Source organism: Pseudomonas sp. Lb2C2 (genome assembly GCF_052112205.1).
In the GTDB taxonomy this organism is placed as follows: Bacteria; Pseudomonadota; Gammaproteobacteria; order Pseudomonadales; family Pseudomonadaceae; genus Aquipseudomonas; species Aquipseudomonas kilonensis.
In genome coordinates this window covers 647,214-663,934 of sequence record NZ_JAUTYW010000003.1, presented here as the reverse complement: position 1 = coordinate 663,934, position 16,721 = coordinate 647,214, and the positions used below count along the sequence as shown (strand labels likewise).

Annotated in this window: 15 protein-coding genes; 7 read left to right on the top strand and 8 right to left on the bottom strand. The window is 60.9% G+C overall.

The window, feature by feature from the left end; genetic code table 11:
• Positions 1-35 precede the first annotated feature (35 nt).
• A complete protein-coding gene (locus Q7F16_RS11315; RefSeq protein ID WP_014340618.1) occupies positions 36-2,159 on the bottom strand; it encodes a putative bifunctional diguanylate cyclase/phosphodiesterase in 2,124 nt (707 codons plus the stop codon).
• 323 nt (positions 2,160-2,482) lie between these two features.
• Between Q7F16_RS11315 and Q7F16_RS11310 the strand changes: the two genes are divergently transcribed.
• The 4 genes from Q7F16_RS11310 to Q7F16_RS11295 all read left to right on the top strand — a co-directional run bounded on the left by Q7F16_RS11310 (position 2,483) and on the right by Q7F16_RS11295 (position 5,850).
• Positions 2,483-3,148: a polysaccharide lyase family 7 protein gene (locus Q7F16_RS11310; RefSeq protein ID WP_046063278.1), complete on the top strand. Its 666-nt coding sequence runs from the start codon at positions 2,483-2,485 to the stop codon at positions 3,146-3,148.
• Between the two features lie 283 nt (positions 3,149-3,431).
• Positions 3,432-4,103, top strand: a complete 672-nt coding sequence (locus Q7F16_RS11305; protein ID WP_046063277.1) for a polysaccharide lyase family 7 protein — start codon at positions 3,432-3,434, stop codon at positions 4,101-4,103.
• A gap of 331 nt (positions 4,104-4,434) precedes the next feature.
• The gene (locus Q7F16_RS11300) at positions 4,435-5,103 is read left to right on the top strand and encodes a polysaccharide lyase family 7 protein (protein WP_046063276.1); all 669 of its coding nucleotides are present in this window, start codon (positions 4,435-4,437) and stop codon (positions 5,101-5,103) included.
• 462 nt (positions 5,104-5,565) lie between these two features.
• Positions 5,566-5,850, top strand: a complete 285-nt coding sequence (locus Q7F16_RS11295) for a hypothetical protein (RefSeq protein WP_046063275.1) — start codon at positions 5,566-5,568, stop codon at positions 5,848-5,850.
• Between the two features lie 1,106 nt (positions 5,851-6,956).
• Here the strand turns inward: Q7F16_RS11295 and fba are convergent.
• The 6 genes from fba to tkt all read right to left on the bottom strand — a co-directional run bounded on the left by fba (position 6,957) and on the right by tkt (position 13,323).
• On the bottom strand, positions 6,957-8,021 hold the full coding sequence (gene fba, locus Q7F16_RS11290) for a class II fructose-bisphosphate aldolase (RefSeq protein ID WP_003177554.1): 1,065 nt from the start codon (positions 8,019-8,021) through the stop codon (positions 6,957-6,959).
• Positions 8,022-8,290: 269 nt separating this feature from the next.
• Positions 8,291-8,623 carry an MliC family protein gene (locus Q7F16_RS11285; protein WP_046063274.1) on the bottom strand — a complete coding sequence of 111 codons (333 nt, stop codon included), beginning with the start codon at positions 8,621-8,623 and terminating at the stop codon, positions 8,291-8,293.
• Between the two features lie 56 nt (positions 8,624-8,679).
• Positions 8,680-8,904 carry a hypothetical protein gene (locus tag Q7F16_RS11280; RefSeq protein ID WP_046063273.1) on the bottom strand — a complete coding sequence of 75 codons (225 nt, stop codon included), beginning with the start codon at positions 8,902-8,904 and terminating at the stop codon, positions 8,680-8,682.
• 31 nt (positions 8,905-8,935) lie between these two features.
• Positions 8,936-10,099, bottom strand: a complete 1,164-nt coding sequence (locus tag Q7F16_RS11275; protein ID WP_079302943.1) for a phosphoglycerate kinase — start codon at positions 10,097-10,099, stop codon at positions 8,936-8,938.
• 24 nt (positions 10,100-10,123) lie between these two features.
• Positions 10,124-11,179: an erythrose-4-phosphate dehydrogenase gene (gene epd, locus Q7F16_RS11270; RefSeq protein WP_014340625.1), complete on the bottom strand. Its 1,056-nt coding sequence runs from the start codon at positions 11,177-11,179 to the stop codon at positions 10,124-10,126.
• A gap of 146 nt (positions 11,180-11,325) precedes the next feature.
• Positions 11,326-13,323: a transketolase gene (gene tkt, locus Q7F16_RS11265; protein ID WP_046063270.1), complete on the bottom strand. Its 1,998-nt coding sequence runs from the start codon at positions 13,321-13,323 to the stop codon at positions 11,326-11,328.
• Between the two features lie 30 nt (positions 13,324-13,353).
• On the opposite strand from tkt, the gene Q7F16_RS11260 reads away from it, so the two are divergent.
• Genes Q7F16_RS11260 through metK form a run of 3 tightly spaced genes read left to right on the top strand, consistent with a single transcriptional unit; the run spans position 13,354 to position 15,800 of the window.
• Positions 13,354-13,584 carry a hypothetical protein gene (locus Q7F16_RS11260; RefSeq protein WP_141248989.1) on the top strand — a complete coding sequence of 77 codons (231 nt, stop codon included), beginning with the start codon at positions 13,354-13,356 and terminating at the stop codon, positions 13,582-13,584.
• A gap of 10 nt (positions 13,585-13,594) precedes the next feature.
• On the top strand, positions 13,595-14,590 hold the full coding sequence (locus Q7F16_RS11255; RefSeq protein WP_046063269.1) for an ArsR/SmtB family transcription factor: 996 nt from the start codon (positions 13,595-13,597) through the stop codon (positions 14,588-14,590).
• 19 nt (positions 14,591-14,609) lie between these two features.
• Positions 14,610-15,800 (top strand): methionine adenosyltransferase, encoded by a 1,191-nt coding sequence (gene metK / locus Q7F16_RS11250; protein WP_014340628.1) that lies wholly within the window; start codon positions 14,610-14,612, stop codon positions 15,798-15,800.
• Between the two features lie 190 nt (positions 15,801-15,990).
• Here metK and Q7F16_RS11245 read toward each other — a convergent pair whose 3' ends face one another.
• Positions 15,991-16,611 carry a LysE family translocator gene (locus Q7F16_RS11245; RefSeq protein WP_046063268.1) on the bottom strand — a complete coding sequence of 207 codons (621 nt, stop codon included), beginning with the start codon at positions 16,609-16,611 and terminating at the stop codon, positions 15,991-15,993.
• Positions 16,612-16,721: the final 110 nt, after the last annotated feature.

The window sequence follows — 16,721 nt, the reverse complement described above, 5'->3', positions numbered from 1 at the left end:
CAACACAGTCACAAGAGGTCGCCAGTGTAGCGAATTCAGGCCTGCACCGCGCTCCAGTCGAACGGTGTGGCGAAGGCATTGGTGTCTTCGGCCATCAAGGGCCGCGCCACGAGGAACCCCTGCACGTACTCACAGCCATGGGCCTGCAGCCACTCATATTGCTCGCGGGTCTCCACCCCTTCGGCGATCACCCGCAAGCCCAGTTGCGTACACAGGTCGATCACCGAAGCGGCCAACGCGGCATCCCGGGGCGACCCCGGCAGGCGGGCGATCAAGTGCCGGTCGAGTTTGAGGGTATCGAGTTCAAGATCGCGCAGATGCGTCAGCGAACAGGGCCCCGAACCGAAGTCATCCAACGCCACGCGCACCCCGAGGTGGCGCAGCAGGCGCAATTGCTTTTGGGTTTCATCGGGATTGCGCATCAGCGCATCCTCGGTCACCTCGACCTCCAGCTGCCGAGGCTTCAAGGCATGGCGCTCCAGGACCTGGCGCAACTCGGTCACCAGGTTGGGCATGCCGAACTGGGTGCTGCTCAGGCTCACCCCCAACACCAGGTCATCAGCGAACAGGCGTTCCCAGACTTTACGCTGGGCTGCGCTGCGATGATAAATCCAGCTGCCCAGCCGGCTGATCAATCGTGCCTCTTCCAGCAAGGGCAGGAACAGGCCCGGCGGAACATCACCGACGCTGGGGTGCTGCCAGCGCAACAGCGCTTCGAACCCGCGGATCCGCCCGTCGACGATGCTCACCTGCGGCTGGTAGACCATATTGAAATCGCGGTTCTCGATGGCCGAGCGCACGCTCTCTTCCAGCATCAGCCGTGAACGGGCTCGACCGTTCATTTCATGATCGTAAAAACGGTATTGCTGGCGGCCGGCACGCTTGGCTTCGTACATGGCGATGTCGGACGCCCGCAACAACCCATCGAGATTGGCGCCACAGTCCGGGTACGTCGCGATGCCGATGCTGGCCCCCAGGGCCACGTCCATGCCTTCGATCTGCTGGCAGATCGCGACGCGCTCGATGAGTTTCTCGGCGATCTTGGCCGCCTGCTCGGGAAACTCCAGGTCCAACAGCGCCGTGAACTCGTCACCGCCCAGCCGTGCCAGAATGTCAAATGGGCGCAGGCAGGCCTTCAACTGCTCCGACACCCAGCGCAACACCCGGTCCCCGGCGTCGTGTCCCAGCGAGTCATTGACCCGCTTGAAGCCATCGAGGTCCAGGTACAGCAACACCCAGTTGCTTTCCAGTCGCTCGCTGCGCATCAACAGGTTTTCCGCGGTCTGGTAGAACCCCCGGCGGTTGAGCAACCCGGTCAGCGGGTCCGTGACAGCCTGATATTCGAGTTGCTGGTGCAAGTGGCGAACCACGGACATGTCCTGCAGCGTCACCACCATCGCCTTCTGCTCCGAGGGCAACGGCGCACAGGACAAGGCCACCGACACCTGCTGGCCAGGCGCCGTGCGCAGGACCGCGTCATGCAATCGCCAGGTTTCACCGCGACGATAGGCGTTGTGGATATCGGAATCGACCCACTCGGGAATGTGCGGTTTCTGCAGGAAATCCAGGAACGGCATGCCTTGCAATTGCTCGGCGGTGGCATTGAGCAAGCGGCAGGTAGAGGGGTTGGCGAAACGGATACAGCCATTCTCATCCACCACCAGGATGCCTTCGGCGGCGTTGTCCAGCACCGAGGCATTGAAGGCCCTGGCCGCTTCGAGATCCTGGCTCAGGCGCTGCAAGGCCCGGCGATTGCGCTGGTGCTCGAGCAACGCCTGGACCTTGGGCTTGAGGATTTGCGGGTCGAAGGGTTTGAACAGGTAATCCACGGCGCCACTGGCGTAGCCCTTGATGACCGCATCCTGGGATTGCTCGTTGGCCGTCAGGAAAATGATCGGCGTGAGCCGCGTGCGCTGGCTGCCGCGCATCAGGCGCGCCACTTCGAAACCGTCCATGTCGGGCATCTGCACATCCAGCAGAACCAGGTCGATGTCGTGTTCGAGCAAAAGGTTAAGCGCCTCGACACCCGAGGCTGCGGTCATGACTCGCCAATCCTGACGCTGCAACAAGGCTCGCATGCTGAGCAGGTTTTCAGGGTAATCATCAACAATCAAAAGGACAGAGCTGTCTTCGCCGAGCGGTGGTTGCGCGCATTCCATGCTGCTTCTCTTATCGGGCGCCACGTCCGTTTTTACGTAGCAAAGCGGACAAATACTGTCCCCTCACTCTAGACCGGGATTGTGAAAAGCAGTAGGTGTCAACGCGCCATCATCCAGGCAAAGCCCGAAATAGCCGACTAACGGTCACCCTCCTCGGGCACAAAAGCTGCACAGACAACTTCGACGGACAATTGACGTCAGCCATCCGCCGAAAGGTTGCCAGCCAGTTTCTTCCGTCGCTCACCCGTACGCCCCGAAAAGACCGGCCTAGAGCCTTGCTTTGTGGTGTGCAGCTTTTTCATCGAGTGACATAGGATCCCACCATGATCGATCTCTCAACCTGGAACCTGAGCATTCCCGAAGGCAGCCCTCCTGCCACCATCGAAACCTCTCAACTCGTGCAAGGGTTCCAGGACCAGTATTTCCACTCTGACTCCGGCACGGTGTTTTTCTGGGCACCGGTGACTGGCGCCACGACCACTAATGCTATTTATCCGCGCAGTGAACTTCGTGAAACCTACAGCAACGGCACCTTGCGCAATTGGCTGTACCCGGCGGCGGACAACAAGCTGGCTGCCACCCTGGCCGTCAGCCAAGTGCCCAGCACCGGCAAGATCGTGATTGGTCAGATCCATGCCAAGGACAGCACCCGTCCCATGGTGAAGCTGGAATACCAATATAAAACCTACAGTTCCACCGGCAACATTGTCGCCAAGGTGCGCATGCGCCCGGACGACGAAACAGGCCAGGTCATCACCATCGCCACGGGCATCAAACTGAATCAATCCTTCTCTTACCTGATCCATCTCAGCCCCGCCGGCGTCCTGACCATCAATGGCGCGGGTTACCAGTGGAGCTCCCCCATCAGCTCCACTTGGAGCGACAAGCCGCTGTACTTCAAGGCGGGCGTGTACGTGCAGGACAACACCGGTTATCCCACCGAAGGCGGAACCGTGACGTTCAGCTTGCTGGATATCGATCACCTCTAGGCACTTTGCGTTGGCGCCAGGGCAGCAACGGAATGCTGCCCGCCAAACCCGACACTATCGATGCGCCATAGTTCAGGTCTAGCTCGAAACTACCGACTAACGGTTACCCATCCAGGCATAGATGCTGCAATTGACATATTCGACGGACAATTGACGTCAAGCATCCGCCGGATGGTTACTCAAAAAAGCCCCCTCCTGCGTGATCAACACACTCCAAATGCTCGGAGTAGAGCCTCCCGCTTTGGTACTCAGCACTTTTACGCCCGTGACGCAGGAACCGACCATGATCGATCTCAATACTTGGAACTTGAGCATTCCCGAAGGCAGCCCCGCCATCACTATCGAAACACCTCGGCTGGCCCAGGGGTTCAAGGATGAATACTTCCACTCCGACACCGGCACGCTGTTCTTCTGGGCGCCGGTGACCGGCACCAAGACTGCAAACGCGATCTACCCACGCAGCGAACTGCGCGAAACCTACAGCGACGGCACCCTGCGCAACTGGTTGTACCCGGCGGCGGACAACACCCTGCGTGCCGCCGTAACCGTCAACCAGGTGCCCAGCAGCGGCAAGCTCGTGATCGGTCAGATCCACGCCAAAGACAGCACCAGCCCCATGGTGAAACTGGAGTACCAGTACAAAACCTATAGCTCCACCGGCAACATCGTCGCCAAGGTGCGCATCCGTCCCGACGACGAAACCGGCCAGGTCATCACCATCGCCACCGGCGTGAAGCTCGACCAACGCTTTACCTACATGATCCACCTCAGCCCGAAGGGCGCACTGGGCATCAGTGCGGCGGGCTACAACTGGAGAACCACTGTCGACCCGTCCTGGAAAGTCAAACCGCTGTATTTCAAAGCAGGCGTCTACGTCCAGGACAACACCGGCTACACCACCGAAGGCGGCAAAGCGACGTTCAGCCTGCTGGAAATCAAACACACCACCCTTTGAGCGCTCCCCCCGCCCGCATTAGCAGCATGGAACGCTGCTATCGACCTACCTTCGAAGCACCCATTTAGGGTGTTTTTTTTGTTCGCGCGTAGCGAAAGAATCAAATGGCCATCGCACAAGGTTCCGAAAAAAATCGGAATAGCCGACCAATGGTCGTTTGTCTCGGGCACCAAAGCGGCAAACGCAACTCTGACGGACTGTTGACGCCAACCCTCCGCCGGACGACCGTGCCAAATACTCGTCCGCGCACCCTTCTGGCCTCAGCAAAAGCGCGTCTTAGAGCCTCCGGCTGTGGCGTAAATCATTTCTTCTTCTCAGAAAGGATCCGAACATGGTCGATCTTGCAACCTGGAACCTGAGCATTCCCGAAGGCAGTCCGCCAAAAACCATCGAAACCCCTCGGCTGGTGGATGGGTTCCAGGACAAATATTTCAACTCCGAAGGCAGCACGGTGTATTTCTGGTCACCGGTGACCGGCACCAAGACTGAAAACGCGATCTACCCGCGCAGCGAATTGCGCGAGACCTATAAAGACGGCACCTTGCGCAACTGGCTGTACCCCGATGCCGACAACCAATTGCGTGCGAAACTGGTCGTCAGCCAGGTGCCCAGTAGCGGCAAGATCGTGATCGGTCAGATCCATGCCAAGGACAGCAGCAAACCCTTGGTGAAGTTGGAATACCAATACAAAGAGGACAGCTCCACCGGCAACATCGTCGCCAAGGTCCGCATGCGCCCCGATGACGACGAAGGCCGGGTCATCACCGTCGCCTCCGGCGTGAAACTCAATCAGTCCTTCAGTTACCGGATCCACCTTGATCGCACCGGTGACCTGGGCATTACTGCGGCGGGTCGTAGCTGGTACACCACCATCAGCTCCACTTGGCGGGTCAAGCCGTTGTACTTCAAGGCTGGGGTGTACGTGCAGGACAACACTGGCTACACCAGTGAAGGCGGGAAAGTGACGTTCAGCGTGCTGGATATCGATCACAACACCTGAAATTTCACTTCCGATAATCTCGTAGGAAACCCCCTCTTGTGGCGAGGGGATTTATCCCCGCTGGGCTGCGAAGCAGCCCCCTCTTTCCGTCAGCCCCACCGCATGTGCCGACTTTACGGCGGCTGCGCCCCCGAGCGGGAGCAAGCTCCCTCGCCACAGGGGGGAGGTGCGTCCTACAGGTCGATTTTGGTCTCGAAAATCTCCTCTATAGTTCGGTTTGTCCGCTGGCTTTGGTCAGTGGGCAAGGGTTTCGCAGCCCTGGTGAGTTAGAATCACGACCGTCAAAAATCGACATAGGCGAATCCTGCCTACGTTCGGCTTTTCATGGCGGCTGTGTGTGGGAGATCTTCGGGTCTGCCGGGTTTCTCTAACTCCTCGGTCTGCGAACCCGCACATGGCTGCCACCCAATTTGTTTCGCAGCGAACGGTGGCGAGTACTTTTTCTTGAGTTAGAGGTTTGTCATGAAAACTGAACAATCGCTTAGCCGCTTCAGCCCACTCACTCCGATCGCTACCACACAACCCATACTGTTCATCGACAGCACCGCTCCACTGACTGAACTCCACGCCTGCGCCAGTGAACGCCTACACGCCACCCTCGACTACCTGACACTCATGGCCTGCGCCACCCTGCGCGATTCGGCCGCCAGCGACTTCAATACCCTCACCAATGTTGCCCGGATCCTGGTTCAGGATGTCACCGACGTGTTCGGCGTCATTGAACAACGCGGCCTCGAAGACCAATAAAGCCTCCCGGCGGGAGATGATCCCCTGTGGGAGCGAGCTTGCTCGCGATAGCGCTGGGGCATTGGCAAGGATGTTGGCTGACACAGCGGGGTTGGTGTGTATATCCATTTCTGCGGTAACGGCCACTTAGGGTTCCGCCCTGACGGCGGCTCACTTTTGAAGAGCGCAAAAGTAAGCAAAACGCTCCTGCCCCACCACTCGGCACCTCGCCTAGGCTCGGTGTGCCCTCACTCCGGCATTGCTCCGTGGGCCCGCCGCGAAGGGCCATCCATGGCCCAGCGCGGCTAACCCGGCATCCATGCCGGGTTGCCCACTGCGCAATGCCTGCGTTCGGCCAGCGTGGTTAACGGGGCGCCGAGATCAAGGTCCTTTCCGAGGCGGCCTAGTAGCCGACCTGGCTCTCCCGGTCGTACACCCATCAGCTCTGTTTGAGCAGGACCGGGGGCCTGTGAGAGCAAAGCTTGCTCGCGAGGCGGCCTGACAGCCGACCCGGCTCTCCCGGTCGCACACCCATCAGCTCTGTTTGAGCAGGACCGGGGGCCTGTGGGAGCAAAGCTTGCTCGCGAGGCGGCCTGACAGCCGACCTGACTCTCCGACCGTGCCCCGATCCAACTGTGGGAGCGGGCTTGCTCGCGAAGAGGCCGGCACAACCAACATCACCGCAAACTGACACACCGCCTTCGCGAGCAAGCTTTGCTCCCACACATACCTGTTCCCACAGGAGAAACGCAGTCCCACCAAGAACCAGGTCGGCTATAAGGCCGCCTCGCGGTGGACGTTGATCTCGGGCGCCCCGTTAACCACGCTGGCCGAACGCAGGCATTGCGCAGTGGGCATCCCGGCATGGATGCCGGGATAGCCGCGCTGGGCCATGGATGGCCCTTCGCGGCGGGCCCACGGAGCAATGCCTTCGTTCGGGCATGCCGAGCCTAAGCGAGGCACCGAGTGGTGGGGCAGAAGCGCTTTGGTTACTTTCGCGCTTTTCGAAAGTGACCCGCTGTAAGAGCGGAACCATAAGCCGCCGCCACCCAAAAAACGGATATACCCCCAAATCCCAAACATAAAAAAACCCGCATCACTGCGGGCTTTCTAACAACGCTAAAACATCAATTAACCTTAGCGTTCAACTCACCTTTCAAATACCGCTGATACATAGCCTCCAGAGAGATCGGCTTGATCTTGGAAGCATTACCCGCAGTACCAAACGCCTCATAACGCGCAATACACACATCACGCATCGCCGTCACGGTCGCACCGAAGAACTTACGCGGATCAAACTCACTCGGGTTGGTCGCCATCAAACGACGCATCGCACCAGTAGAAGCCAGACGCAGATCGGTATCGATGTTGACCTTGCGCACGCCGTACTTGATGCCTTCGACGATTTCTTCAACCGGCACGCCGTAGGTCTCTTTGATGTCGCCACCGTACTGGTTGATGATCGCCAGCCACTCTTGTGGAACCGAGGAAGAACCGTGCATCACCAGGTGGGTGTTGGGGATGCGCTTGTGGATTTCCTTGATGCGGTCGATCGCCAGCACGTCGCCGGTTGGCGGCTTGGTGAACTTGTAGGCGCCGTGGCTGGTGCCGATGGCGATGGCCAGGGCGTCGACCTGGGTCTTCTTGACGAAGTCCGCCGCTTCTTCCGGATCGGTCAGCATCTGGCTGTGGTCCAGCACGCCTTCGGCGCCGATGCCGTCTTCTTCACCGGCCATGCCGGTTTCCAGCGAACCCAGGCAACCCAACTCACCTTCCACCGACACGCCGCAGGCGTGGGCCATGGCCACGGTCTGTTGGGTGACGCGTACGTTGTATTCGTAGTCGGTCGGGGTCTTGCCGTCTTCGCCGAGGGAACCGTCCATCATCACCGAGCTGAAGCCCAGCTGGATGGAGCGCTGGCAGACGTCCGGGCTGGTGCCGTGGTCCTGGTGCATGCACACCGGGATATGCGGGAACTCTTCGATCGCTGCCAGGATCAGGTGACGCAGGAACGGCGCGCCAGCGTATTTGCGGGCACCGGCCGAAGCCTGGACGATCACCGGAGAGTCAGTCTTGTCAGCGGCTTCCATGATGGCGCGCATCTGCTCAAGGTTGTTGACGTTAAAGGCTGGAACGCCGTAGCCGAACTCGGCTGCGTGGTCCAGCATCTGACGCATGCTGATAAGTGCCATTGTGTCTCTCTCCCGGTCGAGGGTCGTTAATCGTGCCAGCCTGCCGGAGCGGCGGCGGCTATTCAAGTCATTGCGGATCGGGGGTCGGCCCGAGCTGCGTGTTCGGTATCGCTAAACCCAAATACTGACGCAATACCTGTGGGAGCGAGCTTGCTCGCGATGAGGGCGGCACATGCAACATCACTGTCGCCTGATACACCGCTATCGCGAGCAAGCTCGCTCCCGCATGGGTCCTGTTCCAGCCTCTGGATCCGTGTGGATCAATCTTGTCACTCGGCCTTGCAGCCACGCCCGATCAAATCATTGGTGGCGACCCAATACACCAGGCCTTCCTCACCCTTGACGTGAAACGCCAGCATGTCATCGCTGTACAGTGAACCTTCAGCACCCGGCTCAAGCTTGAGGCGATAAACCTTATCGGCGCCGCCCAGGCGTACATCGACTTCCTTGTGGGCGGCATCGGTGTAGCGCCAGAGCACTTTGGCCTCGCTGTCACAGGTCCAGGTCGTCCAACCTTCAACAGGCTCGGAGGCGTGCAAAAAGTCCAACTGCGCACAACCGCCCAGCAATGCCAACGCCACGACGGCGATCAAGCCTTTCATCCGTGTTCCTCGACGGACGGCACACGCCGCCAGCCATGAGTTAAGAGTCAGACCCGTCAAGGACAACCATGTTCCTTGGCCGGGGTTTGCGTCTCGTATTTGTCCAGGCCGTCCGGTCCGGAACGCTTGTTCAGCACCGGGTTGGTCTCGGCCTGCCAGTCGGCCTGGTAACAGCCGTCTTCAGGCGCCGGCGCGCCGGGTTGCGGGGCCGGAGCCTGCGGGCTGCTTGAGCAGGCCACCAGCATCGTCGCCGCCAACAGCAACGGGATCGTCTTGACCATCAGAACACTCCTTTGCCTGGTCAATGGTGCTTCAGGCCTTGGCCCGGCTTTCCAGGACTTCCACGGCAGGCAACACCTTGCCTTCGACGAACTCGAGGAATGCGCCGCCACCGGTAGAAATGTAGGAGATCTGCGAGGCCACGCCATATTTGTCGATGGCCGCCAGGGTGTCACCGCCACCGGCGATGGAGAACGCAGCGCTGTCGGCGATGGCCTGGGCCAGCACCTTGGTGCCGTTGCCGAACTGGTCGAACTCGAACACACCGACCGGACCGTTCCACAGGATCGTCTTGGAAGATTTCAGCAGTTCGGCGAAGTTGGCTGCGGTTTGCGGGCCGATATCGAGAATCATGTCGTCTTCGGCGACGTCATCGATCAGCTTGACGGTGGCGGTGGCGCTTTCTGCGAATTCCTTGGCCACAACCACGTCCACCGGCAACGGTACGCTGACCTTGGCGGCGATTTCCCGGGCGGTGTCCAGCAGGTCCGGTTCGTACAGGGATTTGCCGACCGGGTGACCCGCAGCAGCGAGGAAGGTGTTGGCGATGCCGCCGCCGACGATCAACTGGTTGCAGACCTGGCTCAGGCTGTTGAGCACGTCCAGCTTGGTGGAGACCTTGGAGCCGGCAACGATGGCAGCCATCGGCTGGGCCGGCGAGCCCAGGGCCTTGCCCAGTGCGTCCAGCTCAGCAGCCAGCAACGGGCCTGCGGCGGCGACTTTGGCGAACTTCGCCACGCCATGGGTCGAACCCTCGGCGCGGTGGGCGGTGCCGAAGGCGTCCATCACGAACACGTCGCACAGGGCGGCGTATTGCTGGGCCAGTTCGTCAGCGTTCTTTTTCTCGCCCTTGTTGAAGCGCACGTTTTCGAACAGCACGACATCGCCGGCCTTCACGTCCACGCCGCCCAGGTAGTCAGCAACCAATGGCACGTCACGGCCCAAGGCCTTGCTCAGGTAATCGGCCACAGGCTTGAGGCTGTTTTCCGCCGAGAACTCGCCTTCGGTCGGACGGCCCAGGTGGGAGCAGACCATCACGGCCGCGCCTTTTTCCAGGGCCAGCTTGATGGTCGGCAGCGAAGCCAGGATACGCGCGTCGCTGGTGACAACACCGTCCTTGACGGGGACGTTGAGGTCTTCGCGGATCAGTACGCGCTTACCTTGCAGATCGAGGTCGGACATCTTCAACACGGTCATGGGTCGCAATTCCTGGGTAACTGTTTAGAGAGCAGGTTTTTTAGAAGCGGTTTGCAGGTAATGCTCGGCAACGTCCAGCATTCGGTTGGCAAACCCCCATTCGTTGTCGAACCAGGCCAGGATGTTCACAAGCCGAGGCCCGGAAACACGGGTCTGACTGGCATCGACGATGGCCGAATGCGGGTCATGGTTAAAATCACAACTGGCATGAGGCAACTCGGTGTAGGCCAGAAGGCCTTTGAGCGGACCGCTGGTGGCGGCTTCGCGCAGGATCCGGTTGACCTCGGTGGCGTCGGTATCGCTCACGGTCTGCATCGTAATGTCGAGGCAGGACACGTTGACCGTCGGCACCCGCACGGCTTTGGCCTGAATTCGCCCCGCAAGTTCCGGCAGCAGCCGTTCGATGCCACGCGCCAGACCAGTGGACACCGGAATCACCGATTGGAACGCCGAACGGGTGCGGCGCAAGTCCTCATGGTGGTAGGCGTCGATCACCGGCTGGTCGTTCATCGCCGAGTGGATGGTGGTGATCGACACGTACTCCAGGCCAATGGCCTGGTCCAGCAAGCGCAACAGCGGCACGCCGCAGTTGGTGGTGCAAGACGCGTTGGACACCAGCAGCTCTTCGCCGGTCAGGCAATCCTGGTTCACGCCGTAGACAATGGTGGCGTCCACGTCCGCCTCACTGGCCATCGGCTGGGAGAACAGCACCCGTGGCGCGCCGGCAGCGAGAAAACGCTGGCCGTCTTCGCGGGTGTGGTAGGCGCCGGAGCACTCGAGCACCAGATCGACATCCAGGGACGCCCAATCGATGCCTTCGGGGGTGGCACTGCGCAAGACCTTCACGCAGTCGCCGTTAATATGCAGACAATCGCCCTCGACCCGCACTTCGCCAGGAAACCGGCCGTGGGTGGAGTCAAAGCGTGTCAGGTATTCGATACTGGCCATGTCGGCCAGGTCATTGATCGCCACAATCTCGAAACCGGCCTTGGCCCCTCGTTCGAACAACGCACGCAGGACGCAACGACCTATCCGGCCGTAGCCGTTGAGTGCAACTTTGTAGGGACGCGGTTGGGGCATGGGGTTCTCGATTAGCGGGGTGAATCCTTCAGTCCAGTATTGCCTGAGCCTCCGCTATCGCGAGCAAGCTCGCTCCCACAGGGTCGGTGGAGATCCTTGTGGGAGCGAGCTTGCTCGCGATGGCAGAACAGACAACCCAGTGCGGATCAGTCTTCCAGCAGCTCTTCAGCCTGACCCAGGATGTTTTCCAGGGTGAAGCCGAATTCCTCGAACAGCGCCGGCGCAGGTGCCGATTCGCCGTAGGTGGTCATGCCGATCACGCGGCCTTCCAGGCCCACGTACTTGTACCAGTAATCGGCGTGGGCAGCCTCGATGGCGATCCGCGCACTGACCTGCAGCGGCAACACCGCTTGCTTGTAGCCGGCATCCTGGGCGTCGAACACGCTGGTGCACGGCATGGACACTACGCGCACGTTGCGGCCCTGCTCGGTCAGCTTGTCGTAGGCCTGAACGGCCAGGCCGACTTCCGAACCGGTGGCGATCAGGATCAGCTCCGGCTCGCCGATGCAGTCCTTGAGCACGTAGCCGCCGCGAGCGATATCGCCGATCTGGTCGGCATCGCGGTTCTGGTGCTGCAGGTTCTGGCGGGAGAAGATCAGCGCCGATGGACCGTCGTTGCGCTCGATGGCGTGTTTCCAGGCCACCGCCGACTCCACGGCATCGCAAGGGCGCCAGGTGTCCAGGTTCGGCGTGCAACGCAGGCTCGCCAGTTGCTCGATCGGCTGGTGAGTCGGGCCGTCTTCGCCCAGGCCGATGGAATCGTGGGTGAACACATACAGGATGCGTTTTTTCATCAGCGCCGACATGCGCACTGCGTTGCGGGCATATTCCATGAACATCAGGAAGGTCGCGCCGTAAGGCACCAGGCCGCCGTGCAGCGCCACACCGTTCATGATCGCGCTCATGCCGAACTCGCGAACGCCGTAGTACATGTAGTTGCCGCTGGCATCTTCAGCGCTGACGCCTTTGCAGCCTTTCCACAGGGTCAGGTTGGAACCGGCCAGGTCGGCCGAACCGCCCAGCAGTTCCGGCAGCAATGGGCCGAAGGCGTTCAAGGTGTTCTGGCTGGCCTTGCGGCTGGCGATGGTTTCGCCCTTGGCGGCGACTTCAGCGATGTACGCCGAGGCTTTTTCGGCGAAGTCGGCCGGCAGCTCGCCACTGAGGCGACGCACCAGCTCGTTGGCCAGTTCAGGGAATTCGGCGGAATACGCGGCGAAACGCTGATCCCATTCGGCTTCGAGCGCGCGGCCTTTTTCCTTGGCATCCCACTCGGCGTAAATGTCGGCCGGGATTTCGAACGGGCCATGGTCCCACTTCAGCGCGGCGCGGGTCAGGGCGATTTCCTCGGCACCCAATGGCGCGCCGTGGCAGTCTTCCTTGCCTTGCTTGTTCGGCGAGCCGAAACCGATGGTGGTCTTGCAGCAGATCAGGGTCGGCTGGGCGCTTTTGCGGGCCGTCTCGATGGCAGTCTTGATCTCTTCCGGATCGTGACCGTCGACATTGCGGATCACCAGCCAGTTGTAGGCTTCGAAGCGCTTGGGAGTGTCGTCGGTGAACCAGCCTTCGACTTCGCCATCGATGGAGATGCCGTTGTCGTCATAGAAAGCGATCAGCTTGTCCAGGCCCAGGGTGCCGGCCAGGGAGGCGACTTCGTGGGAAATGCCTTCCATCATGCAGCCATCACCCAGGAATACATAGGTGTGGTGATCGACGACGTTATGGCCGGGGCGGTTGAACTGCGCGGCCAGGACTTTTTCTGCCAGTGCAAAACCCACGGCGTTGGCCAGGCCCTGGCCCAATGGACCGGTGGTGGTTTCCACGCCTGGGGTGTAGCCGTATTCCGGGTGGCCCGGGGTGCGGCTGTGCAGTTGACGGAAACTCTTCAGGTCATCGATCGACAAGTCGTAGCCGGTCAGGTGCAGCAGCGAGTAGATCAACATCGAGCCGTGACCATTGGACAGCACGAAGCGGTCACGGTCGGCGAAGGCTGGGTTGCTCGGGCTGTGCTTGAGGTAGTCGCGCCAAAGCACCTCGGCGATATCCGCCATACCCATGGGGGCACCGGGATGGCCGCTGTTGGCTTTCTGCACGGCATCCATGCTGAGGGCACGAATGGCATTGGCACGCTCACGACGGCTGGGCATCGCTGTTCTCCTGCGGGTATTGAATCGAGAATGAATAAAATGGAACTGAAAAAAGGCGAGCATTTTCCCTCACCCACCCACCCCGGGGCAATGACAGATAGTCATCCTTGGGCGTTTTTCCGGTGGATAAAGCCGCATTCACCAGGTGAAACCTTTCCGCTGATGGTTTGTAGAGTCAAGCACAGGTTGGGAAGTGCCATTTATCCACCAATATCAAAACTTTTTGATATTGAACTTGCAGGGTTCCAGTCCCCTCACTAGACTGCCGCACATGAACTTACCTGCACCTTCCATTCGCCATGACGACTGCGATGAGCTGGCGGCCCTTTGCAAGGCCGGCGGCGATCCGTTGCGGCTCAATGTATTGCGCGCCCTGGCCAATGACTCGTTCGGCGTACTGGAGCTGGCGCAGATATTCGGCATCGGTCAGTCCGGGATGAGCCACCACCTCAAGGTCCTGGCCCAGGCGGACCTGGTGGCGACCCGCCGGGAAGGCAACGCCATTTTCTATCGCCGCGCCCTGCCCCACACCGACCTGCTGGGCGGCAAGCTGCACACGGCGCTGCTGGACGAAGTGGACGCGCTGAACCTGCCGATCGACGTGCAGGCCCGCATCGCCCAGGTACACGGGCAACGGGCCGCCGCCAGCCAGGACTTCTTCGCACGGGTCGCCGAGAAATTTCGCGCCCAGCAAGACCTGATCGCCGGCTTGCCGCAATACCGCGAAAGCGTCGTGGCGCTGCTCGACAAACTAAGCTTCGAAGCCACGGCCACGGCGATCGAAGTCGGCCCCGGCGACGGTGCTTTTCTGCCGGAACTGGCGCGACGCTTCAGCCAGGTGACGGCGCTGGACAACAGCCCGGCCATGCTCGAATTGGCGCGCCAGGTGTGTGAACGCGAGGCGCTGGCTAACGTCAGCCTGCAACTGGCCGATGCCCTGGATGGCATGAGCCTGCAGGCCGACTGCGTGGTATTGAACATGGTGCTTCATCATTTCGCCGCGCCAGCCGATGCACTCAGGCATATGGCCGGCCTGCTGCAACCGGGCGGCAGCCTGCTGGTGACCGAGTTATGCAGCCACAACCAGAGCTGGGCCAGGGAGGCCTGTGGCGATCTCTGGCTCGGATTTGAACAGGACGACCTGGCCCGCTGGGCCACCGCTGCGGGCCTCGTGCCCGGGGAAAGCCTTTATGTAGGCTTACGTAATGGTTTCCAGATCCAGGTCCGCCACTTTCAGCGGCCGACTGGCGACACTCACCAACGGTAACTTGTAGGAAAACATCGAGATGAGCGAATACTCCCTTTTCACCTCCGAGTCCGTGTCTGAAGGGCATCCGGACAAAATCGCCGACCAGATTTCTGATGCGGTGCTGGACGCCATCATTGCTGAAGACAAGTTCGCCCGCGTGGCGTGCGAGACTCTGGTGAAAACGGGCGTGGCGATCATCGCTGGCGAAGTCACTACTTCGGCCTGGGTCGACCTGGAACAGATCGTCCGCGACGTAATCCTGGGCATTGGCTACAACAGCTCCGACGTCGGCTTCGACGGCGCGACCTGCGGCGTGATGAACATCATTGGCAAGCAGTCCCCCGACATCAACCAAGGCGTTGATCGGGCCAAGCCTGAAGACCAGGGCGCCGGCGACCAGGGCCTGATGTTCGGCTACGCCAGCAACGAGACCGACGTGCTGATGCCGGCCCCGATCACCTTCTCGCACCAGTTGGTTCAACGCCAGGCCGAGGCCCGTAAATCCGGCCTGCTGCCTTGGCTGCGCCCGGACGCCAAGTCCCAGGTGACCTGCCGTTACGAAGGCGGCAAGGTGGTCGGTATCGATGCCGTCGTCCTGTCGACCCAGCACAACCCCGATGTGTCCTACAAAGACCTGCGCGAAGGCGTGATGGAACTGATCGTCAAGCACGTACTGCCTGCCGAGTTGCTGTCCAAGGACACCCAGTTCCACATCAACCCGACCGGCCAGTTCATCATCGGCGGCCCGGTGGGCGACTGCGGCCTGACCGGTCGCAAGATCATCGTCGACAGCTACGGCGGCATGGCCCGTCATGGCGGCGGCGCGTTCTCCGGCAAGGACCCATCGAAGGTTGACCGTTCGGCGGCCTACGCCGGCCGTTATGTCGCCAAGAACATCGTCGCCGCCGGCCTGGCCGAGCGCTGCGAGATCCAGGTGTCCTACGCCATTGGCGTGGCCCAGCCTACGTCGATCTCGCTGAACACCTTCGGCACCGGCAAGATCGGCGATGACAAGATCATCAACCTGGTCCGTGAAGTGTTCGACCTGCGTCCATACGCCATCACCACCATGCTCGACCTGCTGCACCCGATGTACCAGGACACTGCAGCCTATGGCCACTTCGGTCGCACGCCGCAGATCAAAACCGTGGGTGACGATACCTTCACCACCTTCACCTGGGAAAAAACCGACCGCGCCGACGCCTTGCGCGCCGCTGCTGGCCTGTAACACCCGCGTGTAAAGAAAAGCCCCTGGCGACTGGGTCGTCAGGGGCTTTTTCATGCCGGGCTCTTGAGGCGAGAGAATTTATCTGTGGGAGCAAGGCTTGCCCGTGATGAGGACAACGCGGCCCCTGCGGTAACGAGGCGCCTGTATCGCGGGCAAGCCTTGCTCCCACAAAACGCCCTCGCCATGGCGCTCAAGCCCGCCGTGCCACCAGCAAAAACGAAGCCGCACTGGCCAGCAGCCCAGCACACATCCGATTGAACAGGCGCTTGCCACTAGGCCGGGCGAACAGCCGTCGCGCGTAAATGCCCATGTAGCAATACAGGCCGATGGCGATGCACTCCAGTGCCAGGAACAAACCTCCCAGCACGGCGAACTGTTGGGTGACGGTACCTGTTCGGTCGACGAATTGCGGCAGGAACGCGGTGAACAACAGGATCGCCTTCGGATTGCCAATCGCCACCAGGAACTCCTGGCGCGCCAGGCCAGCCCGGCTCATCGACGCGACCGCGGCTTCACTGCCGGCCTCAGGCTGGGCCCGCCACAATTGCACAGCCAAATAGAACAGGTAAGCGGCACCGACGAGCTTGATCCCCAGGAATAGCAACTCCGAGGTGTGCAGCACGGCGGTAAGCCCCACCGCTGCCAGGGCGATCATGATCGCAAACGCCAGTAGCCGACCGATGCCGCCGCTGCACGCCCGGACGAAGCCATAACGCGAGGCGTTACTGATGGACAGCAGGTTGTTCGGCCCCGGCGCCATGTTCAGCGCAAAGCAGGCCGGGATGAAAACAGCGAGCGTCGACAGTTCCATCGAGAGCATTCCAGGCAGCGGCGAATCGAAAGCCCATTCTGCGCCGGCCGTTGACGAGGACAAGGCACAGTTGCACGGCTAAATCGCCTCGCACTGTACCGCCGCGATTT